This window comes from Streptomyces sp. NBC_01017 (assembly GCF_045162795.1).
GTDB lineage: Bacteria > Actinomycetota > Actinomycetes > Streptomycetales > Streptomycetaceae > Streptomyces > Streptomyces machairae.
Genome location: NZ_CP108683.1, coordinates 6,016,772 through 6,042,446, shown reverse-complemented (window position 1 = coordinate 6,042,446; position 25,675 = coordinate 6,016,772). Strand labels below are relative to the sequence as shown.

The following is a 25,675-nucleotide window of genomic DNA, read 5'->3' as shown; positions in this document are numbered from 1 at the left end:
GCCATTTGCGAAACGTTCCGTTCGCCCTCCGGGCGGCGATCCGGGCGGCCCGCACACCCCCTGCTCCGGCCCCCACCCGCTAGATTTGGTCGGATGAGCGACCCGGCTGCACCGCCCCGTTCCCTCGCGGAAGCCCTCCGCGTGCGGGACGACGCCTCCCTGGCCGTGCTGCTGCGCAGCCGGCCCGATCTCATCACCCCCGTCCCCACCGACCTCACGCAGCTGGCGACCCGCGCCGGCACCCGGGCCTCCGTGGTGCGCGCGCTGGAGCGGCTGGACCGGTGCACGCTGCAGACGGCGGAGGCACTGGCGGTGGCGGGGGACCCGGCGACGTACGACGAGCTGCTCGCGCTGATGGCCGGTGACGAGGGCGATCCGGCGGTCGCCGGGGCGCTGCCGCACGCCCTCGCGACCCTGCGCGACCAGGCCCTCGTGTGGGGCGCCGACGACCGGCTGCGGCTCGTCCGTACGGCACGTGAGCTGCTCGCGCCCTCGCCGCAGCACCCGTCCCCCACCGGGCTCGGCCCGACCGTGCAGGAAGCCACCGCGGGCATGTCGCCGGGGCGTATCCAGGAGATCGTCACGACGGCCGGGCTGCCCTCGACCCACGACGCCGTGTCCGCGGTGTCGTCGCTCACGGCCCTGTTCGGCAACCGGCGGCGCATGGCGGCCCTGCTCGCGGGCGCACCCGAGGAGTCCCGGGAGGTCCTGTCCCGGCTCGTGTGGGGGCCGCCGTACGGCCAGGTCACCGCCGACCCCGCGCCCCGCCTGCGCTGGCTCCTGGACCGCGGCCTCCTGCTCCCGACGGCACCGGGCACGGTCGTACTCCCCCGCGAGGTGGCCCTGCATCTGCGCGCCGGCCGTGCGCACCGCACCACCGAGCCGTTGCCGCCGCCGGTCGAGGCGGGCGCGACGCACCGTCCACAGGTTGTGGACGCGACCGCCGCCGGCCAGGCGTACACGGCGCTGGCGACCGTCGAGGAACTGCTGAAGGACTGGGACGAGGGCGGTCCCACGGTGCTGCGGGCAGGCGGCCTGAGCGTGCGCGACCTCAAGCGCACCGCCGTCGCCCTCGACGTCTCCGAGCCCCTGGCCGCCTTCTGGGTCGAGCTCGCCTACGCCGCCGGACTGCTGGCCGCCGACGGCGAGGCCGACGAGCGGTACGCGGCGACCCCGGCCTACGACGAGTGGCTGGAGCAGCCCGCCGCGCAGCGCTGGGCACTGCTGGCGCAGACATGGCTGACGTCGACGCGCACGTCGGGGGTGATCGGCGGGCGGGACGCGAAGGACCGTACGTTGTCGGCGCTGGGCCCGGGCCTGGACCGCTCCGCCGCGCCCGAGGTGCGCCACCGGGTGCTGACCCTCCTCGCGGGGCTGCCGGAGGGCGCGTCGCCGTCCGCCGAGTCGGTACTGGCCCGGCTGCGCTGGGAACGGCCGCTGCGCGGACCCCAGCGGGACGACGACCTGCGCGGGCGCCTCGCCCAGTGGACGCTCGGCGAGGCGGAGATGCTGGGGGTCACGGGGCGCGGGGCACTGTCGGCGCACGGGCGGGCGCTGCTGGGGATGCCGCTGCCGGAGCCCGTGGCCGAGGAACCGGCCGGTCCCGGCGACAAGCTCCCCGTGCATCACCGCCCGGCCCCGCCCCCCGAGCCCCTCTCCCCCGCCGAGCAGGTCACCGCCTCCGCCACCGCCGCCCGGCTCCTCGCCCCGCTCCTCCCCGAGCCGCTCGACCACGTCCTCCTCCAGGCCGACCTGACGGCCGTGGCGCCCGGACCGCTGCAACGCCCGCTCGCGGCCATGCTGGACGTGCTCGCGGACGTGGAGTCCAAGGGCGGCGCGACGGTGTACCGGTTCACGCCCGGGTCGGTGCGGCGCGCGCTGGACGCCGGGCGCAGCGCCTCCGACCTGCACGCCTTCCTCGCCGAACATGCGCGCACGCCGGTACCGCAGCCGCTCGCGTACCTGATCGACGACGTGGCCCGCAGGCACGGGCATCTGCGGGTGGGCGCCGCGTCGGCGTACGTCCGCTGCGACGACGACGCCGTGCTGAACGAGATCCTCGCCGACAAGCGGTCCGCGGGCCTGCGCCTGCGCCGCCTGGCGCCGACGGTGCTGGCCGCCCAGGCGGACCCGGCCGCGCTGCTGGAGGGCCTGCGCGCGATGGGCTTCGCGCCGGCCGCCGAGTCGGCCGAGGGCGACGTCCTGATCACCCGCGCGGACGCCCACCGCACCCCGCCGCGCACGGCCCCCGAGCCGGTCCCGGACGGCCCGCCGGCGCCGGACGCCACCCTGCTGACGGCCGCGATCCGCGCCATCCGGGCGGGCGACCTCGCGTCCACGGCACCACGCAAGCCCGCCGCCCCCGGCAACTCCGCCGCGGTGACCGGCGGTGAGCTGCCCCGCACCACCTCCGCCGAGACCCTCGCCACCATGCAGGCCGCGGTCCTGACCGGCGAGGCGCTGTGGATCGGGTACGTCAACGCCGAGGGCGCCGCGAGTCAGCGGGTGATCGCGCCGGTGCGGGTCGAGGGCGGGTTCGTGACGGCGTACGACCACACCGCGGACGAGGTACGGACGTATCCGCTGCACCGGATCACGGGAGTCGCCGAGCTCGCGGACGACCAGATCTGAGCCCGAGCTCGACGGCTCACTCGTTCGGGTGTACGCGGCTTTTCATGTACGCCACGCCGGGTTTTTCCAACTCTTGAGGGACCTTCCGGGTGTGTCCGCATCGCGCCGCGTGGCGCAGGGCAGCCACCTCGTGTCCTGATCACGCTCAAGTGAGCGCAACAGAGAGGTAGTTGTCCCATGCGCACAGCTCGTCGTCTTGCCACCGTCCTGGCCGCCGCAGCCCTGATGATCGGTGCCTTCACCACTCAGGCCGCGGCGATCGGCGTCGACGTGGCCGGGCTGGTCATCGAGACGCCGCAGGTCTGACGCGACCGCAGCGCAGCCATCGGGCCGGTCCGCCGCCAGGGCCGGCCCGCCCGCAGCTCGCCCCGCCCTCCGTTTGTGAAAGGCCCTGACGCCCCCATGCCTGCCAAGCGCCCCGCGCGCGCCCGTTCCGCAGCCGTCGCCGCTCTCATCTCCGCGAGCGCAATGGTCACCGTCCTCGCCCCCGATGCCGCGGCCGCCGCCTCCGCACTCCCCCTGCCCCTCCCTGCCCCCGCCGGCGAGTCCCTGATCACCGAGGGCCTCACCGTCGAGGGACCGCTGATCAACAACGTCAGTCTGCCCACGCTGCGGTAGGGCGGCGCAGCCGATAGCTGTCCCCGTCGATCCGCACGAGCTCGGCGTGGTGGGCCAGCCGGTCCACCATCGCGAGCGCGGAGGGGCCGCCGAAGATCTCGTCCCAGCGGCCGAGCGGCCGGTCGCCGGTCACGATCAGCGAGGCACGTTCGTAGCGGTGCGCGACCAGTTGGAAGAAGAGCGGCGCGGTCCCCGCCTCGAAGGGGGTGTAGCCGACCTCGTCGACGATCAGCACGGCGTGCTCGTCGAGCGCGGTCAGCTCCTCGGCGAGCCGTCCCGCGTCCCGTGCACCGGCCAGCCGGGCCGCCCACTGAGCGGCGGTCGCGAACCGCACCGAGTGGCCGGCCTGGCAGGCGCGGACGCCGAGGCCGACGGCCAGATGCGTCTTGCCGGTGCCGGGCGGTCCGACGAAGACCACGTTGCGGCGGGCGGCGACGAAGTCCAGCTTGCCGAGCCGGGCCACGGCCTCCCGGTCGAAGGTGTGCGGGTGCTCGGAGTCGTACTCCTCCAGCAGCTTGCGCGCGGGGAAACCGGCGGCGCGCACCCGCTCCTCGACGCTGGGCTCGTCGTCACGTGCCGTGGCCTGCGCCGGGACGAAGACCTGCGGGGCGGGTTCCTCGGGGACGTGCGCCTGATGGGTCTGCTGAGCGGCCCGCTCACTCTGCGCGGCCATCGGCCCCGACATGTACGCCAGGATCCCCGCCGAGGCGATGAACGCCATGTGGATCACCGTGCCCCACAGCAGTGCGTGGCGCGAGGTGTGGTGGACGTCCACGAACATCTGGAGCAGATGGACGGAGGAGATACCCACGATGGCGGTGGCGAGCTTGACCTTCAGCACGTTGGAGTTGACGTGCGAGAGCCACTCCGGCTGGTCGCGGTGGCCCTGGAGGCCGATGCGGGAGACGAACGTCTCGTAGCCGCCGACGATCACCATGATCAGCAGATTGGCGATCATGACGACGTCGACGAGCTTGAGCACGGCGAGCATGACGTAGTTCTCGGTCGCCTGCCCGGTCACGCAGCGGAGGATTAAGGCCCACAGCTCGTTGAAGAACTTGTAGACGTACACCCCCTGGGCGGCCACGAGGCCGAAGTAGAGGGGGGCCTGCAGCCAGCGGGTGGCGAACAGGGCGTACCCGAGGGTGGTGGTCGGCGGGGACGGATCACGCGAGTAGGGCTGCACGGTCGGCATTCTTCGCAGACACCGCCGTACAGGTGAAACCGGCACCACCCGCAGGGATGAAAAGACATCCTGTAGGACTCCGGGAGCGGCTCAGGGAGCACGAGCGAGGGGCGGCCTGTGTGAGACCGCCCCCCGTGGCCCGCTAGGCCTTCGCGTGCTTGTAGCCGGTGCACCGCACGTCGCCGACGCCCCGCTTGATGTAGCAGAGCTTCACCCTGACGTCGGCGCCCTCGACGAAGCCCGCGTTACCGCTCTGCACCAGGTCGTCCTTGCCTCCCCAGCAGGAGGCGACCTGCATCCACTCCTCGCCGTTCACCTTCGAGTACGCGTAGGTCCGGACGCCGTAGCCGTCCGCCTTGGTGTCGTGGCACTCGACCCGGTCGCCGTAGTCGAGGAACTTCCCCGTTCCGCCCGAGACCTTGATGGTCGCGATGGTCCCGGCGTTCGCGCTGCCGGCGAGACCCGCCGTCACCGCGAACGCGACACCGGCCACGAGCCCGGTCCGCACAGCCTTGCGCATACGGTCCCTCATGATTCCCCCATGTCAGCAAAGATGATCACTGCCGTGCCAAGCTATCACCGGCCGAAAACGGGGATCAGAGGCTCAGGGGGAGACGAGTGGGCTCCGCCGGGAGCCGGATGTGATCGTCCGCGTATGAGGCACACTGGACGTTTGGTCGAGTGGCCGAGCGGAAGGACGTACGCACGTGAACGGACCACTGATCGTCCATACGATCAGACGTGATACACACACTAATCGATAGGTCCGAGCTGTGTAGTGGTCTACCTGGTCAGTGTGGCTACGCAGGCCCGCTAGGGGCGACCACCGACATCGTCGCGGAACGAACGGGCGGTCTGCCTTGGGTGGGGAACGGTGATCGCTGACCAAGCCTTCGACCTTCTCATCCGTAGGATCGGGCAGGTGCTTGGGCTGGAGCCCAGCCTTCCTCCCTGCTGATCGATGGCGGTCGTGATCGACAGCCCTTGTGTGCCGTTGTTGCCGTCAGGGTTGCCGTCACCTTCCGAACGGTGGCACCGCTAGCGACCCTCCCTCCGGCCGCTCGGGCGCACCCGCTCACACCGTCCATCTGGCTGAGCGTGGCTGTCTAGTGGCTTGCCTCAGAGCGTTGACCAGGTAAATCTCGGGGTATCCGTCGGGTTTATGGCGATACTGGCGTGATAATGATGGATGCTACGAACGCGTTGGCTGTGATCAGGGCTCTTCAGGGGCAGGGTGTGGAGGTGTGGCTCGGGGATGGCGGCTGGGGAGTCGATGCTCTCCTCGGCGAGCAGACCCGTCCACACAAGGATGTCGATCTGATCTTGCAGGTCGACCAGGCTGAGGATGCGGTCCAGGCCCTGCGGGGCCTGGGCTTTGCCGTTGCGGAGGGTCACCTTGCCTCGTGCTTCGTCCTGCGCGATCGGGAGGGCAGAAGTGTTGATGTCCACCCCGTTGTGTTCGACGGGGAGGGCAACGGCAACTACACGATGGAGAACGGCGAGGTGTGGGTGTACGAGGCCGCCTGGTTCGGCGGGAGCGGGACCCTTCAGGGCGAGCCGGTGCGGTGCCTGACCGCACAGGGCCAGGTGGCATGTCACACGGGGTACGAGCTCGATGACGAGGACCGCCGGGACATGACGGCCTTGCATGACCGGTTCGGTGTGGAACTCCTGCCCGAGCAGGAGTTCCCGGTGCGGTAGGGAGGGTTCACGCCGCTGTGGGGTACTCCGTCCATTGCCGGATGGGCGAGTCGGGAGCGAACCGGGTCTTTGGATCGGCCCGGGCGTTGCGGTGGCGGACGTAGGCGGCGATGCCGGCGTTCAGTGCCGTTGAGGGCGAAGTAGCGCAGGGCCGCGAACTCGGACTCGATCCAGTTCAGCCAGGACCCGTAGGTCGGCAGGAAGACCAGCTCGACGTCGTGGGCCGCTGCCCACGCCCGGACCTCGGGGTGCTTGTGCGGGGAAAAGTTGTCCAGTACGACATACAGCTTCTCTCCGGGCCACCGTGCCCGCAGAGCCTTGAGCAGGCCGAGGAACTCGCGCCAACGCTTCCTGTTGCGGATGCGGTAGTAGATCTTGCCGGTGGCCAGGTCGAGGGCCGCGAGCATGTGCATCACCCCGTTGTACCGGTTGTAGGTCGCCCGCAGCCGACGCGGTGAGCGGACCGGTCCCCATGCCCGGCCCTTACGGGGCATCAGGTTCAGCGGCCCGAACTCGTCCTGTCGGCAACGGTTGAAATAAGGGCCACGGTCAGCGGATCAAATCGGGGCCAGTGGGTGGTCTCGTGATCATCCTGGCTTCAGCGGTGCTGGAGTCAGGAGGAAGCGAGGGTGATCCGCGTGGAGGACTGGGCTGAGATTCGCCGGCTGCATAGGAGTGAGGGGTTGTCGGCCCGCTCAGTGGCTCGCGAGCTGGGCATTTCCCGGGGAACGGTGCTGCGGGCTCTGGCCTCGGACCGTCCGCCGATGTACCGACGGGAGCCGAAGGGGTCGGTGGTGGACGCGGTCGAGCCGGTGGTCCGGGAGTTGCTGAAGCAGATGCGCGGCTGTGACCAGTGAGGATGAAGTCCGGGCGGGCATGATGGCCAAGTCCGCCGAGTTCGCCGCTCAACGGAACCGGGTCTACCTGCCTATTGCGGACTGATCTTCTGAGTCTCAGTGTCCCCCGGCACACCTTCTGGGGGACACTGACGAAGCCCCGCAGCCTCCGCGCCGCGCGCTCGGGCCCAGCGGGACCCACGCCTGCACCGTCCCTCATGCACGCCCAGATCCCACGTGCCCGACTTTCCCGTCTTCAGCACGATCCGTATCGCACCCTCACGGAACTGCGCGTCATAGGAAACGTCGATTCTTCGGCATGACCCTCAACTTCCCCTTCAGTGGTGGGCTGTTTGGGCAGGCATGGGGGCAGTGCTGGCGGTCTTGCGGGGCGCCCCGAGGGTAGTGGGATCGGACACCGGGGCGTGCTGTGATGTGGGTCAATTTTGCTGGCAGGTGCGGGAGTGATCCCGGGAAAGGCAGTACCGAGGACCCTCCGGATCTTCCAGGAATGGGTCAGCCACGCTCCTGCCCCGGCCCCTTGGAGAGCTCCCTGTGACACCTCGTACTGCAATCCCCCCGTCTTTGCTGCCTGGTCCTGGTCATTCCGGGGGGAGAGTGACGCAACGTCGTCTGGCCGCCCCGGACTCCCGCGTCACGGACACAGGGGAGGAGTCTTCTGCCGCGAGACTGAACACTGAAACGCTGTCAGCACCCGGAGGCAGGGACAGACTCAAGAGGAGGTGCTGGGCGGGTACCGCCCGGCGGGCTGCGGCATTGCTTCTGCCGTCGTTCGCCCTTGCCGCCACTGGCGTCACCGGTCCGGCTTCCTCGATCGCGGCGACCGGCCGAGGAGACTCCAGGCCCCTGCCCTCAACGCGATGTCAGCGCAGGACCGGACGTGCAAGCCGGGCACGGCGCACCGCCAGGTTCCTCCTACCCGCCCTGGCCCTGGCCACCGCAGGAATCGTGGCCCCCCTCGCCTCTCCCGCCGTCGCCGTACCCCCCGGCGGGGCCGCTGCCAGGCCAGACACCTGGACCAGGGTGTCACAGGACGCGCTGATCAAGGCCACGGCGGCCGACAGGGGCGTTACAGACCCGTTCCCCTACAGCTACACCGGGGCCGCGATCGTCAACAACTACGGCTGGACACCAACCGCGAAAAAGTATCTGTCTAAGGTGCTGGCCGCACAACACAAGGATGGCGGCTGGGGGAATCCTTTCGGGGACACAACCATCTCTCACGCAGTCACCACGACACAGCATGTCGGCCCGTTCCTTCTCAAGGGGTACAAAGCGGGCAAGGTGCCGCTCAAGACGGTCACGCGGGTACTCGACTACGTGTACCGGCTGGACCGTGGCCCTTCCAGTACCAAGCCCGGGTGGTGCCTCGCACCGAACCCCAAGGCTAAAGGAATGTGCATTCATAACATTTCGGCGGGCGCTGCACTATTCGTACGGCAGGCTGCCGAAGCGGGCATCACGTACCGGCCGGGCATGTCGCAGCTCTTGCAGGCGCAGGTGACCAAACGCGAGACGTACGAGTACAACACGTCCCTGCGCTCCTGGAAATACCGTGACGACCGGCCGGAGTGGAACGACCAGGACCACAACGCGCTGTGCATCGAATCCATGCTCCGGCTCGCACCCGACGTCGGCAGGCACGCACTCACGCACTCACTCGCGGGCGCGTACGACGAAACTGCACCGCTCGCACATGTACACCTGAAGCAGTTCGACCGCGCGGCCGGAACGAAGTGGGTACCGGAAGTCCGGACGTACATGGGCAAGGCAGTACCTGACGGGCGACCGGGCCAGAACATCGCCATGTGGCGCTATGCCGAGATTGCCTACTGGGCTTCACTGTAGAGAGGTAGGCAGGGGTGTACGAGCAACCCGGGAAAGTCCGCTCTGTTCTCATTGTTCACAGCGGGCTATCGCCAATGGGGCAGACGTTAGCCGCTTTGTGTTTATCAAAGTTCACTCGCCCCTGGGCCTTCCGCGCGACTCGCAGTTTGCTGAGTGACTTCATCCGGCAAACCGGAGCAGCGTCCTTATTCATCGACCCGCTGTCGGCAAACGTGACCGGTCGGGCCAATGGCGCAACTCGTAACACGCACCAGGAAGTAAATAGGATCGCAGAGGACCAGGAACGGCCATAGTTGGTAAAGTACTGCCGCCCGGGATAAGGGATTCGGCTGGACAACCAGGGCACTGCCGACCCGCAACGACGGTCATTTTAAGAGGTGTCGGGGTTGCATAGCTTCGACGATCGCTTCACCAAGAATTGCCCGCCCAACTCAGTCAATGAGCCGATGCGCCGGTTGCCTCGCGTGCGAGATCATTCGAGGATACGGCGTATGCGACGGCGCAAGCTATGGGGCAGCATGCGTTTCAAAGGGGGTGGCGCTGCGTACGCTGCCCGCCTCAACATGCCTTTGAGGGGATGGTATGGCGACGATACCGCAAACTCGTAAGTAGGTGAGGCATTGAAAACACGGCCGGTAGCTTGATACCCGTATGGCCGCAAAACAGAAAAGATACGAGCCTTTTCATCTTCGGTGTGAGCCTCAGCGAAGACCAACGGCCTGTGCCTACGCAGCATTTTCCGCGCACCCTTCAACGCCAGGGCCTCCATGCCTTCGATGTCGAGTTTGACTACGGCGACATGTCTTTTGAGCAACAGGTCCAGTCGACAAGTGCTAAGCGTGTGATCCTGTCGATCCAGAGAGACCCTCACCGTTCCCTCACGGTCGGCAAGGGCCCAGGACGAAATCTGCACCTTATCCTGGATGCTATTCAGCTCGACGTTACGCTGAAGGCGCTCTCGCTGAACCGAGCGTGGCTCGAAAGCGTACACCCGATCAGAAGGGCAATGCAACGCGAAGAAGACCGTGTGTGTTCCGATACAGGCACCGACATCGACGTATACCCCGGGAATGCGTAGCGAAGCGATGTAGTCAAGAAAGGCGTGTTCGTAAAACTTTCCTTGGAGCATTGGGCCGTACATGGTCCCCGGCTTTTCTGGATTGACACCCTCGTCATCGAAGCGGCAAGTTTTGTCCGCATACGTGATCTCGATCATGAATCCCGTCCCATAGTCTGATTTCAATTGCCTAGCCTTGACCAAGACCCCAGTGCCGACCCCCGCGCGTCCGAATTCCAGTTAAATTCCATCACGGCCCTCGGCGACGCAAGTGCCACAGCACTTAAGTGTCAGTTTTGGCCACTTCTGCGGCACTCGCCACCGCACTGCCCCAATCGGGTGAGAGTTCACCCCGCCGCGGTTTAGGGCTTAAGAGGACTCCGCCACGGCAACTGACCGGACTGGCAAGACTTATCTTGGTCGCCCATCTGCCGCACGCATAGGAGCAGCCCACACCGATTCACCTGGTCTCGGGCCGTTCATCTGAGGCGGGTGGCCCCGAGCCAGCACCGAGTGGGGGAATCGAGCTGGCCGTACGTGGGGAATTTCTACTGGCCGCCAACACCCAGCGCGGTTTTCGTCGTCGAGCACGTGCGACGAGGTGGGGGGCAGGAAACGGAGCCCCGACGGGTCGGTTCTGGCGCCGAGCAGGGCCGGGCACTTCGCCTCCGGGCCGCACCGGCATACCCGCCACAGCCTGAAGCACCGGTCACTCCCGGCCTCAGCACTTCCTGTCACGCATCAGCCGAAAATGCCGCCGACAACGTGACCACGCATCACGTCGGCATTGGCGGCCGCTTGGACACCTTGCCCACCTCAGGCCGCCTCCGTCACCCTCCAGCGCTACTAACAGCGCCTGCAGGGGCCCTCTACACCTCCGCGCTGGTCATCATCCAGTTCGACCTCAACTCGCGGAGGGCCTACGACCGCACCACGCGCCGAGGGCAAACGCCACGTCCAGGCCGGACTCGGGCTCGCCCGCCGGCGCGTCATCGTCCGTGGGCCCTGCCCTCATTCTCCAAGGTCACCGCCGAGACCCGACTCGACGGCAAGTACCTGCTGGCCACCAGCGACCCGGACCTGTCCGCCGAGGACGTCGCGCTCGGTTACAAGAACCTGCTGGAAGCCGAACGCGCCTTCCGCACGATGAAGTCGACCTTGGACCTGCGGCCGGTCTGCCACCGTCTGGACGAGCGGATACGCGCCCACGTGCTGCTGCGCTGGCTCGCCCTGCTGCTGATCCGGGTCGCAGAACGCCGCACCGAGCGTACCTGGCCCAAGATCGCCGCTGAACTCGGCCGCATCCACCAGGTCTCCCTCTCCGGCCCGGCCGGCAGCCTCCAGCAGACCACCCGCCTGACCGACGCCCAGGCCAAAATCTTCAAGGGCTGCGGTGTGTCACCTCCGCCAAAGATGAGCGGCCTCAAGACCCTCGACTAGCCCGTGAGCTGGTAAAACGTGCTCCGGAGCCGTAGGCAAACGACCCCGGAGCCCCGTCACGCCCATCACCGCAGGTCACGCCGCAGATTCAGCCCGGCCGTGTGCCCGCCAACTGTCGAACTCGGGAGCTCAGCTCTTTGGGGTGGAGGACCTGTCCGTCCGTGGGGCGGTCGCCGCGTCCACCCGGTGATCGGGCTTCCAGTGGGCGCGCTGCCCGCCAATTCAGTGAACCCCGGCTATCCAGCGGAATTGGGTGAGCTGACGACCTGACAGCAGAAGGAGCCGCTGACCTGCAAGATGCGAGTGTCTACGTCGTACCCGGTGCAAGAGTCAGGACGCCTCTCTGGGGAGTGGGCATACAGGGTGGGTTCGCGGTCAGTCTGTGACGGCGGATGGGAAGGGGCTGGTCGGGCACGCGGGAGCGGTGCTGATGGGGAAGCTCCCGGTCCGGGCAAGGGCTCACGCTTGGCCTGGCGGGTGTGCTGCCGTCGAGTACGACGAGCGGCTGGCGGGAGCGGGCTGCCGCGCTCGTCCAGCTGAGGGTAGCCCGAGTTCGACAGTTGGTGGGCATACGCGGTACCCCGAGTTGCTGACCTGCGCCGACGCCGGCGATCTCGCATGCCCACATGAGGGTGGCGGGGCGGGTTTCTCAACAGCGAATCACAGGACGCGATGTGACGATTTGTCAATAACCCGGACGAACCGTCAGATCCTGTCGATCCGGATGGGGAATCTGGAAGAGCAAACTGCACTCGATCCCCCAGGTCACAGCCTGAGGAAGGGCTCGTAGGCACACGTCTGCCTGGCGTATCCCAGCAGGTCGCGGGACCACAGGGCTCTCGCGTGCCCATCGACTGCGGAACTCGGGGGTAGCGATCGCGCTCGGGACATAGGACTGTGCTGGAGGCCGAGCGACTCCAGCTTCACTACCAGGGCTTGTTCGGACCGACTCTTCTCGGACTCGAGCATGCGCCGCGTGCTGGCCGGGCTCCCGTGGGTTCCCGGCAAGACTAGCCAGTGCGGCTCGACGACGCATAGCGCCCCGTCGACCAAGGCCATTCACCAGACGTGCCTGACCGCAGCGGGGATTTCCGTTCGGGCGCTCCTCGTGCGCAACAAATCATCGGTGAACATCACGGTCGACACGTCCAGAATCGTGTGGCGAAGGACGGACGACACCCGAATCTAGTAGTCGACCTCCGGTGACAAGAGGGTGATCTCGCCCGGCGCACTGACGGTCTGCTTGACGCTCGCCACCAGATTGCGATCGGTGGTCGTCATCTCGACCGAGAGATGAGCCACGACGCTCTCCAAGCCGTCTCGTCAGCGTCGCTCGGTACGCGCTCCGGGGGACGCTGGCACGGTTCACGTCTGGTGATGGGCTCAGCTCGCGGCCTTCTCAATGGCCTCGAAGATGTCCGCATTGGTCTCCCGTTGCCAGCTGGGGAGATCGGGCCAGTCGGCGACATAGCCGGGCTTCGGGTTCGCGAAGTGCTTGTACATCTGGGCCGTCCAGCACGTAGCGACGAAGTGGCTCTTCTGCTCCCGGGACAGCCTGGCGGTGTGTCCGCTGCTGACCTCGATGAACTGGCGCACTTGCTCATACACGGCTTCGGCCGCTTCGCGCTCCCACTGAGGTGTGTCGTCCCAGGGCGTGATGTATCCGGCCTTTGGCTCGCCGGGGAAGTGTTCTTGCACGCCGGCGATCCAAGCCTCACGGAACAGTCGTGCGCCCTCTTCGTGCACCATGGGTACCTCTCCAGTCACGTCGTCTTCAGCGCGCTGATCTCAGCGTCCAGCTCCGCCACGCGCGCGTCCGCGCTTAGCGAGCCGAACTCAGCTCTCAGGCCGTGGAGTCTACGGGCCAGGTAGCCCGAAGAGGTTTCCTGGGCGAGCTGCAGGGCTTCGCGTCCGAAGGCGAGAACGTGATCAGGGTCGCGTCGCTTCGCCCCGATCGCCGCCAGATCGGTCAGAACAACTCCGCGCCGACGGAATGAGTGTCCTTCGGCAAGCGGGCCTTGCTCCAACGCCGTCTGCAAAGCCTGTTCGGCGAGGTCGAATCGGCCGAGTTGTACGTACCGGGCGCCTCGCTCCTCCGACAGCCGCGTTCCGTCGAAGCGAAGCCATCCGCCGTTGTTGCTGCCGTCGGCCAAGTGCTGAACCTGCTCGGCCTCGTCCAGGGCACGCTCACACGCGTCGTCGTCCCCCATGCCCGCATACGCCTCTGCCTGCACTGAAGCGACCCAATGGCGTGTGGACAGTGAACTGTCTCCGCGTCTGGCCACTCGTTCGGCGGCAGTGAGAGTGTCAGCCGCTTCGCGATACCGGCGCTCGTGTACGTCGACATACGCATGCCTGACCAACGCGCAGGCCCAGAGGTCATAGGCGCCGGCGTCCTTGCTCGCAGTCGCGGCCACTGTGTAGAAGGCAGCTGCATCGCTGAGCTGGTTGTTGTCGAAAGACAGCTCACCGGCAAGTTGGAACAGGTCCCCAGCAGCACCGCACAAGCTTCCGAGCTCAGTGGCGGGTTGATCGCGAAGCGTCCTGTTCAGCGCCTTGATCTGCCCTCTCACGATGGGCTGGACCATTGTCTTCGATCGGGCGAGCAAGTAGACCTGCCACAGGTGGCTGTTCATCCGTAGGTAGTCGTCGGACATACCGCGCCGGAAGCTGTCGCGCAGTCCCTCGGCCTCGTCGGCGGTCAGTGCGGCGAGTGCGCCAGTGACGGCTATCGCGCGCAGAAAGTCGCGTCGAATCATGTCGTCGGTGTCCTCGGAGCCTTGGTGATCGCTCGGCCGTAGACCTGCGGCCTCTTGTGGGGGAGTTCGTGACTCCGACACCAGGCGGTCAAGTGCGGCGAGGTCAAGTTGCAGTACCTCGGCCAACCTGGGGCGTAACGGCGGCTGAGGCCCAGACTTTCCGCTCTCCCAGCGGCCAACCGTTGTGCGGTCAACACCGAGCGCCTGGGCGAACGTCTCCTGACTGTAACCCAGGGCTCTGCGCCTCTTTGCCAGGCTCAACTGCCCCTCCTCGCCGAACCGTTCGCATCTGCCCGGGTTGCTTGCTGGTGCAGCACTTGTGCATCAAGAGTGCCGCATGAACGCCGTGGAATGCGCGCCGTCATCGCGGTTTCCTGGAGCTGTCCGTTCAACGCCTCATAGCAGCGAGGGCTACCAATGGAGACGCAGACGAAGAAGGGCGGCGGTCTGTCCATGGCGACCAGACCAGGCATTGGTGAACTGGCGAAGGACAGCGCTCGGGCGCGTATCGGCGTCGTCATGGGTGAGGTCGGCGGCCGTGTGCAGATAAGGCCGATCGGTGGCGGTGCGGAGTGGGATGCCCTGCCACACAACGTGGAGCCGCCGAGCGCGCGAGAGGAACTCAGCGCGCGCTTGGCCATCAAGAACGGCAACAGCCGGGACGGGCTGTGATGGCCGTCATCGGCCGATACGCCGGGGTCCTGTTCATCATCATGATCAGCGGTTCCTGCGGCCTGGTGATCGGCATGGCCCTCGGCATCGGCCAGTAGACCGGCCGCCCCGGACGGGTGCCAATCCCCTGGTTCCCCCGTCCCCGTTCGGGGCCGGCCTCCAACCCCGCTTCCCGCTGAGCTCGGCGATCAGGCGGAACGTAAGTGCCAAGCACCCCCCTCACACCAGGAGACTTCACATGACAGCAACGGCGAACGATCAGAGGACCGGTCGCGCAGTAGCTGGTGAGGAGCTGTTCGAGAGCCTCGCCCGCTTCGTGATCGTCCACAACGGGCAGCCGCCCGAGCGAGCCGAGCGAATCGCGGACCAGGCAGTCGCGTTCCTGGTCACGGCGGCCACCGCGACCGTCTCCATGGTCCCGTCAGACGACGTGGACCTCGGCCTCCACGCACTCATCCTGCACACGAAGGAGTACGCGGAGCTGTGCGAGCTGCACGCAGGCCGCTTCTTGCACCACAACCCGAAGCCAGGCGGGGGAGGACGTGACCCGGAGATGGTGGCCGCCTCGGCGCACACCATGAAGGCGGCTGGGTTCATGGTCTTCGACGACCTGTGGACCATGGACGGCTCGAACCTCGCTCAGTGCGACTCGGACTGTGGCCGCCCGTACGGTCAGGCGTAGCTCACACCACGTAGCGGCGCGGCCGGCCTCGACTCAGTCGGCCGCGCTTGCCCGGAAGGAGAAGAGAGTTGTCCGGCTCAACCCCTGAACTGCCGATCGTGGTGCTCGGCGCGCTCATGCCCACCTATTCGCGCCTGGTCCTCAACCGTCGGGGCTCCATGGTCTGGGAAGTGGAGAGCCCTCGGGGCCACTACGCCGTGAAGGTCGGATATCCGATCGAAGCTACGGCCGACTGGCCCGCCCAACCCTGGACTGCTCTTGCACCTGCGCGTGAGGGTGTTGTGCTGCATCACCTTGGCTTCCGTGACTTCGCGTATGGCGAGTGGGAACAGGGCACGTGGAACTACCAGCCGTGGCGTCATGGGCCGGACCTGTACGACCTGTGGGAGCCCTGCCGTACACCGGACTACTCCGTGGCGCCTCACACCAGCGTGGCGTTGGACTGTGTCACGGCTCTGGCTGAACTTCACGCCAAGGGATGGGCGCACGGTGATGTGCAGCCCGCTCACTTCATCGTCGGCTTGGAGCGGACGTACCTCATCGACCTCGCCTTGGCCCGAGGCAGCCACGTGCCTGCCGGGTACGACTTCCCCTTCCGCGGCTGCCTCGTTCACTACGAAGCGCCGGAGATCGCCCGCAGCGTGCTCGACACCGGAGAGGCCGAACCGACACCGGAGGCCGACATCTACGCCCTCGGTGCCTCCCTGCTGATCTCCGCTACGGGCTGGCGGGCAGTTGAGTACCCGGACGATGCTCCGCGCCCTGTGCAACGGGAGGCCGTGGCGAACGGTCGGCGGCGGCCCGTGAAGGCGCCTGGTGAGCTGGGCGACCTGATCGACGCGATGCTCAGCCACGCTCCCGTGGATCGGCCCACGATCGGAGAGTTGGTCAAAGCCCTTAGCTGATCCCGAAGCCCGGTTCCTGCGGCGTCCGTCGCCCGCCTGAACCCATACATAGACGACCGGACCACCCCTCAGCCTGGACAGCAATCCGGGGTGGTCCGGTCAGGGAAGCCCTGTTCAGGACCCCGGTGCCGATGGTACCGGGGTGGTTTGCGTGCTCGAATGCGGGTGCGACTACAACCCCTGCTCTGAAATGCCGAGTTACCTGAGTTCCGCAGAAGTGGAGGCGTCCTAGTCCACGAAAATCCCTGCTGACCTGCACGAATGCAATGTTGATCTAGATGGGGGCGTGTCACTAGGACTAGGGACACGCGCAGGTCAGCGCGTTGCCGCCATCGGTCCAGCGCCTCACTTTTGTTGGCGACAACGAGGTGAATTGCCCTGATATGCAAGCATCTCGCCTCGGTGGATGCTCGCAAAGGCAAGCCGCGTGGTGCGCCCCAGGCCGGTAGCGTGGCGCCTTGCAACGCAACGTCCCAGTAGTGGACTTGACGGGTCCGGGGCCGCTGACCTGCAATTATGTCAGCGCCTAGGGGCACGCCCCGTCGCCATGCCGCCGCGCATTCCCGCAGATCAGACCCCCTTTTCGTGGACCAGGACAGCCTCGCTTCTGCGGAACCCCGGAGTTAGGGAGGATGCCTTTGCCGTTCGATCGATGGATGCCCGGTTCTGAGCTGAGCCAGAGAAAGTCAGCCACGGTGGCGAAGCAGCCGACTGATCACCCGTCACGTGTGCTTCCAGCAACCCCGTACCGGCATCCGCCACGCTTCTTCCATGCGTCACGGGCCGTACCTCGATCCGGGCCTGGGCGGTGTCGGTCCGGCGCGTCAACTGGGCTCGGGCTGCGGCTCTGTGAGCCATGTGGCCGGGATCGATGGGTAGTTGGTGGCGTGGGCTCGCCCGGTGGGCGTCGGCCTGGTCCTGGTGCTCGGAGTGTCCGGGTTGCTTCTTGGTCTGGCTGTCTGCCTCGGCGGTGTTGCGCGCTGAGCGGGTGGGGGCCGCCGGAGCGGTGGCGGAGACATGGAGCGGCGGCGGCCCGTGGCCGCCAGCGCGCGCGGGCCGCCGTAGGCGGGCCGCCTTGATCCAGTAAAGAAACTCTGAACAGCTCCGCTGCGCTGGTCCCTTGGCCGTCGCCCGGCGATGCGCTGCCTCTGCCTTCCGATCTACCCACGGCATCTGTGCAGCTATGGACCTTTAGGCATGCGTACGTGCCCATTCGTTCCGCTGGTCGGCGGACTTTATCCACAGGCGGTGAATTACAGGCTGCCCCTGATCGCTTGGTAGGGGTCCGTGGCCGTTCGGTGACGTCCCCAACTAGGTGCCTAGCTGCCATGGTCGGGGTTTTCGTTGTGGCTTCGTGACCTTGGTCGGGGTCTCGTGGTCGGGGCTGTGGTCGGGGGTGGCTGGTGAGCTGAATTTCTGCTCGTCGACTGTCACACCGTCGGCTCGGGCGACACCTGTAGCAAGTGAAAGGCGGGAATCACAGCAGACGGAGATGAGTGGCGTGAATCACGGCAAAGGCCGTCACACCGGGGCGGATTCAAGGACGCCCATAGGCCATCCGCACTGGGAACCTCGGCGCAACATAGCGGCACATCGCCGGTTACCCAAAGTGGCGGTTCTCCGGACCATCGATGCACCAGGCCGGCGACTGGAAGGAAGGCTGACATGAGCGCACGGCGACACGACTTCCCGCTGGGCGGGACGCGAGGAAAGGCGGAGGACGATTTCTGCCCACCTTGCGGGAGGGCAGTGCCGCGTGCCTCGCATGCGTCCGGTTCGGCCTGTAGACCTGGGTCAACGGCCTCAACGGAGGCTTGCCGGGCGATGCGGGCAAGCCGAGATCCGGCGGTGGGCAACCACTGGGCAAGCCTTCGGGCAAGCCGTCGGCGATTGGGTGGGTGCAACAGCGGCGCGGCAGTGAACGGGGAGAGATGGCCGAACAGATAGACGACTCAGAGAGGGAGTTGGTCAGCATTCAGAGCCGAGAGGCGGCTGAGGCAACCGAATTAATTCGGGAGATGACTGTGATGGTGGCGAGGCTCGGCCGTGAGGCGAGGCGCATGCGTCAGGAAGTTGCTCGGCTCAGGACTGCGTCTGCTGGGCCTTCTTCAGGGCCTCGACCTCGCGGCGCAGCTCCTGGTGCTCCGCGCTGAGGGCTCGGATCTCGTCGCGCAATGCGGTGAGTAGTTCGGTGAGGGAGGACCCGGCGGATTCGTCGTCGGGCTCCCACTCCCCGCCCTCGCCGTCCGGCTCGGCCTCGGCCTTCTTGGCGAGGTACCAGGCGGGCGGGGTGTAGCCGATGGAGAACTCGCCCGAGTCGTTGCTGATGTCGGCGACGAAACTGCCCCGGCCATGGATGGTGTAGATCAGCCCTTCGTCGCGCAGTACGTTGAGGGCGCTTCTGGCTGTCATGTTGGCGACACTGAAGCGGTCTTGCAGCTCGCGTACGGAGGGCATCTGTTCGCCGGGCTTGAACCGGCCCTGTTTGATCTCGCGCCGAAGCTCGTCGGCGGCGTGCTGGTACGGCGGCCGGCGGTCGGGCTTCTTGTCTGGCGCGGGTGTCATGACCCAAGGTTAGCGACTCCTAGCTCCCCTAGCACACCCCACTGACATAGCTGAACTGTGTCAGCTGACACCTAGCTCACCCCTGACACTTGACTGTGCTAGGTCACTCATGTTCTATAGGTGTCACGCACCGCCACCCCGGCGGAGCACAACCGAGAGGACGTAACACCCGTGGCTCGTATCCGTGTTGGTCTGCTCCCGTCTGCGTCGTTCATGGTCGGCACCCTGCCGGTGCCGAAGTACGCGGACGCCGAGAAGACCCAGTTCGCCACCGACCGCGAGACCGGCGCGAAGCTCTACACGATCACCCTCTTCTTCATGGAGGACGACCGCGCCGAAGCGCTGAAGATCACCGTTCCGGAAACCGGTCTGCCCAACGGGCTCAAGCCGGGTGTGCCGGTGATGCCGGTGGAGCTGTTCGCCACCCCGTGGGCGCGGATCTTCAACGGCTCGCTGTCGGACGGTGTCGCCTACCGCGCCGACCGTGTGGACCTGGTCGGCGGCTCAGCCCCGGCTGCTGACGCGGCGTGAGCGGCACCGTTTTCCGGTTCGGCGCTGAGCGCAGCTACCCGCTGGCTCACGCCGGGCCGGATGCCCGGTTCACCGAATCGCTTGTGGACTCGGTGGCGGGCGTGCTCGTCGGCTACGGCTATCCCCGCCTTGCTTCCGTTCAGAACTGGGCGGGGCTCGAATCGGCCCTAGCGGCCTTCCTCTACAGCTCTCGGGAGAGCACAGCATGAAGGATCTCAACGATCCGACGGGCGACGCGTCCGGCTTCGGCCTGCTGCTGGTCGCCGTGGCGCTGGCCGTGCTGGTGGGCTGGTCGGCGTGGTGGGTGGTGCGCTATGTGCGGGCCGATGCCATGACCCGGCGGTCCATCTGGCAGGCGGTGCGCGTGCGGTGGTCGTGGAAGCGGCTCGCGCCGATGCTGCAGCTGTCCGTCACGGACAAGACGCCGACCGCGCTGGCCTCGCTGGCGAACATGGACGGCAAGCCCGTCAAGCCCCGCGTCCTGGTCCCGCCGCTGAAGGTCGCGTTTGACATGTATGGAGTGGTCGCGCGGGCGGGCTGCCTGCCCGGGGTGGGCCTGGAGCAGTACCAGAAGGCTGCCCCGCATCTGGCGGACGCCTGGCGGTGCACGCGGGTCGCGGTCACCCAGGACAAGCCCGGTCACGTCGTCATCCGGGGTGTGCGGCTGGATCCGCTGAAGTTCCCGACCGAGCACCGCCCCACAGGCCAGATACCGGAGAAGGCGGCCCGCTGGGATCTGGGCGTGGACGAGTACGCACAGCCGGTCTCCATCAACCTGGCGCAGGTGCCCGGCGTGACCGTGGCTGGTCTGCCCGGCTATGGCAAGACGTCGCTGATCAACCGGCTGTTGTCGGACTGGGCGCCTGCGCCGTGGGTGCAGTTCGCCTGCGCGGACGGCAAGGTGTCCGCTGCGTACGAGGGTGACTACGCCGACTGGGTACAGCGCATGTTCGCCTTCGTCGGCGACGACCTGGAAGAAGCCAACAAGCTGTTCAAGCGGCTGGTGGACATGCGGCGCGCCCGCTCGGCCCTGGTGCGCTCCATGCTCGGGGTCAAGTCCATGTGGGACGTGGGCCCCTCCGAGAAGTGGCCGCTGGCCGTGCTGATCATCGACGAGGCCCACACCTACTTCCGCGACCACAAGGGCAGCGACCCCAAGACCAAGAAGCTCGCCGCTCTCGCCGCCGAGAACGCCCGCCTCGTCGAGGACCTGGTGAAGAAGGGCCGCTCGGTCGGCATGCTCGTCATCCTCGCCACACAGAAGAGCACCGGCGATGCGATCCCGACCTTCATCCGCGACGTGTGCCCGGTGGGCCTGAGCTTCGCGCAGAAGACCGCCGAAGCGGCCGTCGCCGCCCTCGGTGAGGAGATCCGCGACTGGCCGGACGCCAACCCGATCAACCTTCAAGACCCCACCTACGTCGGTGTCGCCTCGATGAACCACCAGTCCCAGCCCGGCTTCACCCGCATCCGCACCCCCTACGTGCCGGACGAGTGGGCCGCCGAGATCGCCTACGCCACCAACCACCTGACCGCCGACCCAGCGGACTTCCTCCCCGCCGTCATGGCCGCAACCACGCCCTGATAGCCGCGATCACCAGCCCACGTCCAGCCACGGAAAGGAGGTGAACACCCTATGTCTGAAGACCGGATCACTCAGCGCACGGTGACCGTGGTCATGTGCATCATCGCTGCGCTGGCCTTCGTCTTCTCCTTCGGAAACGTCTGGGCCCTGGCCCTGCGCCTGGGCGTCCCCGCCCCCATCGCACCTCTGATCGCCCCCATGGTCGACCTGTCCGTAGTCGGCCTCCTGGTAGCCCTGCGCTACCTCTCCCTGCGCGGCATCCCGCCCGAGCAGATCAAGGCAGCCACCCGCCTCATGCACTTCTCCGGCCTGCTGACCCTGGCCCTCAACATCGCCGAACCCATCGTCGCCGGACACTACGGCCGCGCCGCCATCGACGCCGTAGCCCCTCTTCTGCTCCTGGGCTGGGGAGCCGTCGGCCCGCAACTCCTGCGCTCCTTCCGCACGATCGCCGCCGATGCCACCGCCCCGGCCACGGCTGCCGAGACAGAGCCGACGCACGAGCCCGGCCCCGCCGCCATCGAGCCGGAACCTGGCCCTGCCCTTGCGCCATCGGTGGCCCCCGGACCGGCCCCGGTCGCTTTGCCCGCCACCCCGGCCCCCGCCGTGCCTGCGCCTGCGCCTGTGCCTGTGCCTGCGGTCAAGGTGCCTGAGCCGTTGCTGACCGAAGCGCGTTCCATCGCCGCCTCGCACCACAGCGAGAACGGCGAACCCATCACCGCGACCCAGCTCAAGAAGCGGCTCGGCATCGGCCTTCCCATGGCCAACGCCCTCCACGCCGCCCTGTAGCGCCGCGCTCCCCGCCGGCCTTGCCGGCACCCACCCTCTCGCCCATCTCTGGGCCCGACTCGTCATGCCTGCGGGCAGCAGCCCGAGCGCACTGAATCGCTGCTGCCCGCAGGTCCCACGCTCGCGCCAGAAGGGAGACCCCGCCACCCATGCGCCGTCAACTGGACCTGCGTCACGTGATCAGCCCTGGCCTGCGGGACCTGATCGAACTCGCCAACACCCACGACTTCAACCGCGTCCAAGAGCAGGTCCGCGAACTGCGCGGCTGCACCACTCCCGTCAACCTCCACGGCTTCACGATCGCCACCGACCAGACCACCAAAGAAGTAGTCCGCTCCTACCGCTCCGAAAACGAACCCTCCGGACGCCTGCTGACCACCTGCGGCAACCGCCGCGCCTCCCGCTGCACCGCCTGCTCCCGCGTCTACGCCGCCGATACCTACCACCTGATCAAGGCCGGACTCTCCGGCGGCAAGAACGTCGCCGAATCCGTCCGCGATCACCCCCGCGCCTTCGTCACCCTCACCGCCCCCTCCTTCGGCCCCGTCCACAACCACCCCACCACTGATGCGGGCAAGCCCCGGCCCTGCGCCTGCGGCGACACCCACACCGAAGACGCCCCCGAACTCGGCACCCCGTTGGCCCCGGCGTCGTATGACTACGCGGGCGCCGTGCTGTGGAACGCACACGCCGGGCAGCTGTGGGCGCGCTTCACCACCTACCTCCGCCGCGCCCTCGCCGAACACCTCGGCATGACCCAGAAGGGACTCAACGCCGCCCTGCGCATCTCCTTCGCCAAGGTCGCCGAATACCAAAAACGCGGCCTGGTCCACTTCCACGCCGTGATCCGCTTCGACGGACCCGACGGCCACACGACCGAGCCCCCGCCCTGGGCCACCTTCGACGCCCTCAACGCCGCCGTCGGCCTGGCGGTCGATCGCGCCCGGCTCACCCTCACCTCCGACGCCATCGGCGAACGCGTCATCGCCTGGGGCCGCCGGTACAAGGTGGACCCCATCACCGCCCTGGGCGACGGCGATCTCACCGACGCCCGCGTTGCCGAGTACACAGAATCTAAGGTCGCCGGATACGTCGCCAAGTACGCGACCAAGAACGCTGAAGGCGCGGGAACGGTAGACCGCACCCTGATGTGCCGTCCCTGCGCCGGGCGCGGCTACGTACGCGGTCCCGACCACTTCCACGACCGGTGCACCGACTGCGACGGCACCGGACAAGCCGAACCCATCAAAGCCCTGCCCGTACAACAACACGTACGGCAGATCATCCGCACCGCCTGGGCCCTCGGCCACCTCCCGGAATTCGCCCACCTCAAGCTCTGGAAGTGGGCCCACATGCTCGGCTTCCGCGGCCACTTCTCCACCAAATCCCGCGCCTACTCCACCACCCTCGGCGCACTCCGCGACGTCCGCCGCGCCTGGCGCCACGCCCAAGCAGACGCCGCCCGCGCCCGCGCCGGCCTCCCCACCACTGACGAACACACCACTCTCGTCACCGCTGCCGCGTGGACCTACCTCGGCAGCGGCTACCGCCCCGGCGAAGAACTCCTCGCCGCCCAAGTCCGCCACGACATAGCCCACACCCAACGCCTCAAGCAGGAGGGGGATTTCTCATGACCAACCGCAAAACAACCTTCGTCGGCCGCTTCCACTGCGGCAAAGGCTCCTGGCGTGTCTCCACTGGGACTGAGGAAATCGCCACGGTCATCGGGCAGCTCTTCGGCAGGCAATCGCCGTCCCATGACAGCCACAAAGCCAACCACTTTGAAGTGCTGCCCCGATCAACCTCCATGCGGGTCGTCATCCCCGGCCCCGAATCCATCAGGGCCGGCCTGCTGACAGCCGCACCTCGCTATGAACTCCAGCCCAGTACTCGGCTCTCGTTCCGCCTCGCCGAGGCATACGCCCTCGGTGGCTTCCGCCTCAGTTCCGCCTCATGGGACCTGGCAGAGTCTGTCCCCACGCTGAGGACGGCACTGTCCGAGACGGATGGGGACGCCCTCTGCGAACTCGTTGCAGAGACAGTCGAGTTCACAACCCGTGACGGCGCGGCGCTGTCGTATTGCCGCCCCTCTATCAAGGTCATCGGCCCTTGGCACAACCCCGACCAGCACGCCATCTGACCTGCAAACAGACAGCAGCGCCCCCACCTCGTCCGTCCGGTGGGGGCGCCGCTGCGTGTGTCCGGTGACGTCGGCGTCAGCCCTGGCTGTCAGCCGCCTCGGTCTCCTGTTCGCTCTCCTTCGCCGCTGCCGCCCGCCGCATGTGCCCCTCCTCGCCGAAGAACACCGACAGACGCGACGTGTCCAGCTTCTTGCCGCCACGCCGCGCGGGTGCCACCTCCACGTAGCCGCCCGCGTTCAACAGCAAATCTCGCTTACCTGCCACGTCCGAGCGCTTCCACTGCTCGGCGTGCGTCTCTCCGGTCGGCTCCGCCTTCACGCCGCCCGGCTTCGCCGTTCGCTGCCTCTCCTTCAGGGTCGCTACTCGCTCCTCCAGCTTGGCGTACTGCTCCGCGTACCGGATCGCTCCGTCGTCGCCCCTGAACAGGCCCCGGTCGTAGCGATCCTTTTGCAGATCGGCCAACGCTTCCTCGGCCTGCCTGATCTGCGGGCGGAAGTCCTCGCCCGCCTCCTGAACCATCCGCATCACGGAAAGGTGCCCGTACTTCGCGAGGAACTTCTCGGTGACGTGCTCCTCGGTGGTCACCCCCGCCACGGTCGGCCCGTAGCATTTCACGCCCGGCTTCTCCTCCCCCTTCGCCGCCCGCTGGCGGTACTTCAGAGGGCCGATGCACCGGTACCGAAGCTGACCGTTGCGCCCGCTGAAGGTGTACATGCGCTCGCCGCAGACTCCGCAGTGCATGATGCCGCGCAGCAGCGACGTCCCCTCTCGGCGCTTCTCACCGGGATTGGCACGGCGCTCCAACTCGTCCTGGAGCGCCTGCCAGGTGTCCGTGTCGAGGATCGGAGGGCGGTTGACCAGGGGCAGACCGTCCGTCCGCAGGATCGGCTTTCCGTCCTCGATGACCTGGCCGAGCAACTGGGGGTTGCCCAGCAAACTCCGCAGCGTCGTCGTGTACCACTGCTTGGAGGCGCTGCGGTTGCCCGTGGTCTGGCGTGAGGAGTGGCCGGGCGACGGGACGCCCGCCTTGTTGAGGTCGTTGATGATCTGCATAAGCGAGTCCTTGGTCAGGACCCGCTCCACGATCCGCTTGATCGTCTTGGCCTCGTCCTCGTTGACCGCAAGGACTTTGCCTGCCCCGTTGGGGTTGGGGACGACCATGTACCCGTACGGAACCCGCCCACCGGTGTAGCGGCCCTCACGGCGCAGGTGCTCGTGCGCGCTGGACACCCGCATCCCGATGGTGTCGGACTCCAGCTCAGCGAAGACCGCGATCACCTTCGCCATGGCCCGACCCATGGACGACGTGAGGTCGAGCGGCTCCGTCGCCGACGCGAGCGCAACGCTCTGGTGCTCGGCGAGTCGCATGATCTCCGCGAAGTCGACCGTCGAGCGCGCAAGCCGGTCGATCTTGAAGAACACGATCACGTCCAGCTCGGCGAGCCTGGTCAGGATGCGTTGCAGTCCCGGTCGGTCGAGCCCGCGCGAGAAGCCCGAGACATCGATGTCTTCCTCGGCGGCTACGACCTCCCAGCCGCGTGCCTCGCACAGCGCTTCACAAGCCGCGCGCTGGCGGTCCGGCGAAGTCGTCTCGTCGGTCTCGCGCGATAGGCGAACATAGATAGCGGCGCGCATCCCCGGCGCGCTGGCCGGGACGCCCTTCCGGCGTCGGGCACGGGGCATAGCCCGTGCTGTGACAGGCGTTGTT

General features: G+C 67.4%; 22 protein-coding genes and 2 pseudogenes. 16 read left to right on the top strand and 8 right to left on the bottom strand.

The window, feature by feature from the left end; genetic code table 11:
• Positions 1–93: 93 nt before the first annotated feature.
• The 3 genes from OG331_RS27800 to OG331_RS27790 all read left to right on the top strand — a co-directional run bounded on the left by OG331_RS27800 (position 94) and on the right by OG331_RS27790 (position 3,249).
• Entirely contained in the window at positions 94–2,631 is a 2,538-nt protein-coding gene (locus tag OG331_RS27800) for a helicase-associated domain-containing protein (RefSeq protein WP_406200988.1), read from the top strand.
• 177 nt (positions 2,632–2,808) lie between these two features.
• Complete coding sequence (locus tag OG331_RS27795; RefSeq protein WP_362388351.1) at positions 2,809–2,937, top strand: hypothetical protein; 129 nt, start codon at positions 2,809–2,811, stop codon at positions 2,935–2,937.
• 96 nt (positions 2,938–3,033) lie between these two features.
• The gene (locus tag OG331_RS27790) at positions 3,034–3,249 is read left to right on the top strand and encodes a hypothetical protein (protein ID WP_328880872.1); all 216 of its coding nucleotides are present in this window, start codon (positions 3,034–3,036) and stop codon (positions 3,247–3,249) included.
• Here the strand turns inward: OG331_RS27790 and istB are convergent.
• A complete protein-coding gene (gene istB, locus OG331_RS27785; RefSeq protein ID WP_406200985.1) occupies positions 3,227–4,444 on the bottom strand; it encodes an IS21-like element helper ATPase IstB in 1,218 nt (405 codons plus the stop codon). The genes OG331_RS27790 and istB overlap by 23 nt on opposite strands.
• Before the next feature lie 133 nt (positions 4,445–4,577).
• Positions 4,578–4,967 (bottom strand): hypothetical protein, encoded by a 390-nt coding sequence (locus tag OG331_RS27780; protein WP_363038991.1) that lies wholly within the window; start codon positions 4,965–4,967, stop codon positions 4,578–4,580.
• 650 nt (positions 4,968–5,617) lie between these two features.
• On the opposite strand from OG331_RS27780, the gene OG331_RS27775 reads away from it, so the two are divergent.
• Positions 5,618–6,136 carry a nucleotidyltransferase domain-containing protein gene (locus tag OG331_RS27775; protein ID WP_406200981.1) on the top strand — a complete coding sequence of 173 codons (519 nt, stop codon included), beginning with the start codon at positions 5,618–5,620 and terminating at the stop codon, positions 6,134–6,136.
• On the opposite strand, the pseudogene OG331_RS27770 reads toward OG331_RS27775, so the two are convergent.
• A pseudogene (locus OG331_RS27770) lies at positions 6,031–6,645 on the bottom strand (IS630 family transposase); the annotation flags it as partial. The gene OG331_RS27775 and the pseudogene OG331_RS27770 overlap by 106 nt on opposite strands.
• A 120-nt stretch (positions 6,646–6,765) precedes the next feature.
• Here OG331_RS27770 and OG331_RS27765 point away from each other — a divergent pair.
• Positions 6,766–6,969 (top strand): annotated as a pseudogene (locus OG331_RS27765) (helix-turn-helix domain-containing protein); the annotation flags it as partial.
• A gap of 1,047 nt (positions 6,970–8,016) precedes the next feature.
• Positions 8,017–8,841, top strand: coding sequence for a hypothetical protein (locus OG331_RS27760; protein ID WP_406200979.1), 825 nt, complete (start codon positions 8,017–8,019; stop codon positions 8,839–8,841).
• A 472-nt stretch (positions 8,842–9,313) separates the two neighbouring features.
• On the opposite strand, the gene OG331_RS27755 is transcribed toward OG331_RS27760, so the two are convergent.
• Positions 9,314–10,057, bottom strand: a complete 744-nt coding sequence (locus OG331_RS27755; RefSeq protein ID WP_406200976.1) for an FkbM family methyltransferase — start codon at positions 10,055–10,057, stop codon at positions 9,314–9,316.
• Positions 10,058–10,663: 606 nt separating this feature from the next.
• Between OG331_RS27755 and OG331_RS27750 the strand changes: the two genes are divergently transcribed.
• The gene (locus OG331_RS27750; protein ID WP_406200974.1) at positions 10,664–11,338 is read left to right on the top strand and encodes a hypothetical protein; all 675 of its coding nucleotides are present in this window, start codon (positions 10,664–10,666) and stop codon (positions 11,336–11,338) included.
• A 1,383-nt stretch (positions 11,339–12,721) separates the two neighbouring features.
• Here the strand turns inward: OG331_RS27750 and OG331_RS27745 are convergent.
• Both OG331_RS27745 and OG331_RS27740 read right to left on the bottom strand, forming a co-directional pair.
• On the bottom strand, positions 12,722–13,087 hold the full coding sequence (locus OG331_RS27745) for a hypothetical protein (RefSeq protein WP_406200971.1): 366 nt from the start codon (positions 13,085–13,087) through the stop codon (positions 12,722–12,724).
• A gap of 14 nt (positions 13,088–13,101) precedes the next feature.
• On the bottom strand, positions 13,102–14,358 hold the full coding sequence (locus tag OG331_RS27740; RefSeq protein ID WP_406200969.1) for a helix-turn-helix transcriptional regulator: 1,257 nt from the start codon (positions 14,356–14,358) through the stop codon (positions 13,102–13,104).
• Between the two features lie 156 nt (positions 14,359–14,514).
• Between OG331_RS27740 and OG331_RS27735 the strand changes: the two genes are divergently transcribed.
• The 3 genes from OG331_RS27735 to OG331_RS27725 all read left to right on the top strand — a co-directional run bounded on the left by OG331_RS27735 (position 14,515) and on the right by OG331_RS27725 (position 16,356).
• A complete protein-coding gene (locus OG331_RS27735; RefSeq protein WP_406200966.1) occupies positions 14,515–14,769 on the top strand; it encodes a hypothetical protein in 255 nt (84 codons plus the stop codon).
• A 238-nt stretch (positions 14,770–15,007) separates the two neighbouring features.
• Positions 15,008–15,451, top strand: a complete 444-nt coding sequence (locus OG331_RS27730; RefSeq protein WP_406200964.1) for a glycine-rich domain-containing protein — start codon at positions 15,008–15,010, stop codon at positions 15,449–15,451.
• Between the two features lie 68 nt (positions 15,452–15,519).
• Positions 15,520–16,356: a protein kinase gene (locus OG331_RS27725; protein WP_406200962.1), complete on the top strand. Its 837-nt coding sequence runs from the start codon at positions 15,520–15,522 to the stop codon at positions 16,354–16,356.
• 2,082 nt (positions 16,357–18,438) lie between these two features.
• On the opposite strand, the gene OG331_RS27720 is transcribed toward OG331_RS27725, so the two are convergent.
• Positions 18,439–18,921 carry a GntR family transcriptional regulator gene (locus OG331_RS27720; protein ID WP_406200959.1) on the bottom strand — a complete coding sequence of 161 codons (483 nt, stop codon included), beginning with the start codon at positions 18,919–18,921 and terminating at the stop codon, positions 18,439–18,441.
• Between the two features lie 171 nt (positions 18,922–19,092).
• Between OG331_RS27720 and OG331_RS27715 the strand changes: the two genes are divergently transcribed.
• From OG331_RS27715 to OG331_RS27690, 6 genes are all read left to right on the top strand, one after another.
• Positions 19,093–19,452 carry a hypothetical protein gene (locus tag OG331_RS27715; protein WP_406200956.1) on the top strand — a complete coding sequence of 120 codons (360 nt, stop codon included), beginning with the start codon at positions 19,093–19,095 and terminating at the stop codon, positions 19,450–19,452.
• Positions 19,449–19,661 (top strand): hypothetical protein, encoded by a 213-nt coding sequence (locus OG331_RS27710; RefSeq protein ID WP_406200953.1) that lies wholly within the window; start codon positions 19,449–19,451, stop codon positions 19,659–19,661. The genes OG331_RS27715 and OG331_RS27710 overlap by 4 nt, the downstream gene beginning before the upstream one ends.
• Positions 19,658–21,037 carry a cell division protein FtsK gene (locus tag OG331_RS27705; protein ID WP_406200951.1) on the top strand — a complete coding sequence of 460 codons (1,380 nt, stop codon included), beginning with the start codon at positions 19,658–19,660 and terminating at the stop codon, positions 21,035–21,037. Before OG331_RS27710 ends, OG331_RS27705 begins: the two co-directional genes overlap by 4 nt.
• Before the next feature lie 51 nt (positions 21,038–21,088).
• Positions 21,089–21,826 (top strand): DUF2637 domain-containing protein, encoded by a 738-nt coding sequence (locus OG331_RS27700; protein ID WP_406200949.1) that lies wholly within the window; start codon positions 21,089–21,091, stop codon positions 21,824–21,826.
• Positions 21,827–21,975: 149 nt separating this feature from the next.
• Positions 21,976–23,460 (top strand): replication initiator, encoded by a 1,485-nt coding sequence (locus OG331_RS27695; protein ID WP_406200947.1) that lies wholly within the window; start codon positions 21,976–21,978, stop codon positions 23,458–23,460.
• Positions 23,457–23,966, top strand: a complete 510-nt coding sequence (locus tag OG331_RS27690; protein ID WP_406200945.1) for a hypothetical protein — start codon at positions 23,457–23,459, stop codon at positions 23,964–23,966. Before OG331_RS27695 ends, OG331_RS27690 begins: the two co-directional genes overlap by 4 nt.
• A gap of 76 nt (positions 23,967–24,042) precedes the next feature.
• Here the strand turns inward: OG331_RS27690 and OG331_RS27685 are convergent, their stop codons facing one another.
• Complete coding sequence (locus OG331_RS27685) at positions 24,043–25,650, bottom strand: recombinase family protein (RefSeq protein ID WP_406200943.1); 1,608 nt, start codon at positions 25,648–25,650, stop codon at positions 24,043–24,045.
• Positions 25,651–25,675 lie beyond the last annotated feature (25 nt).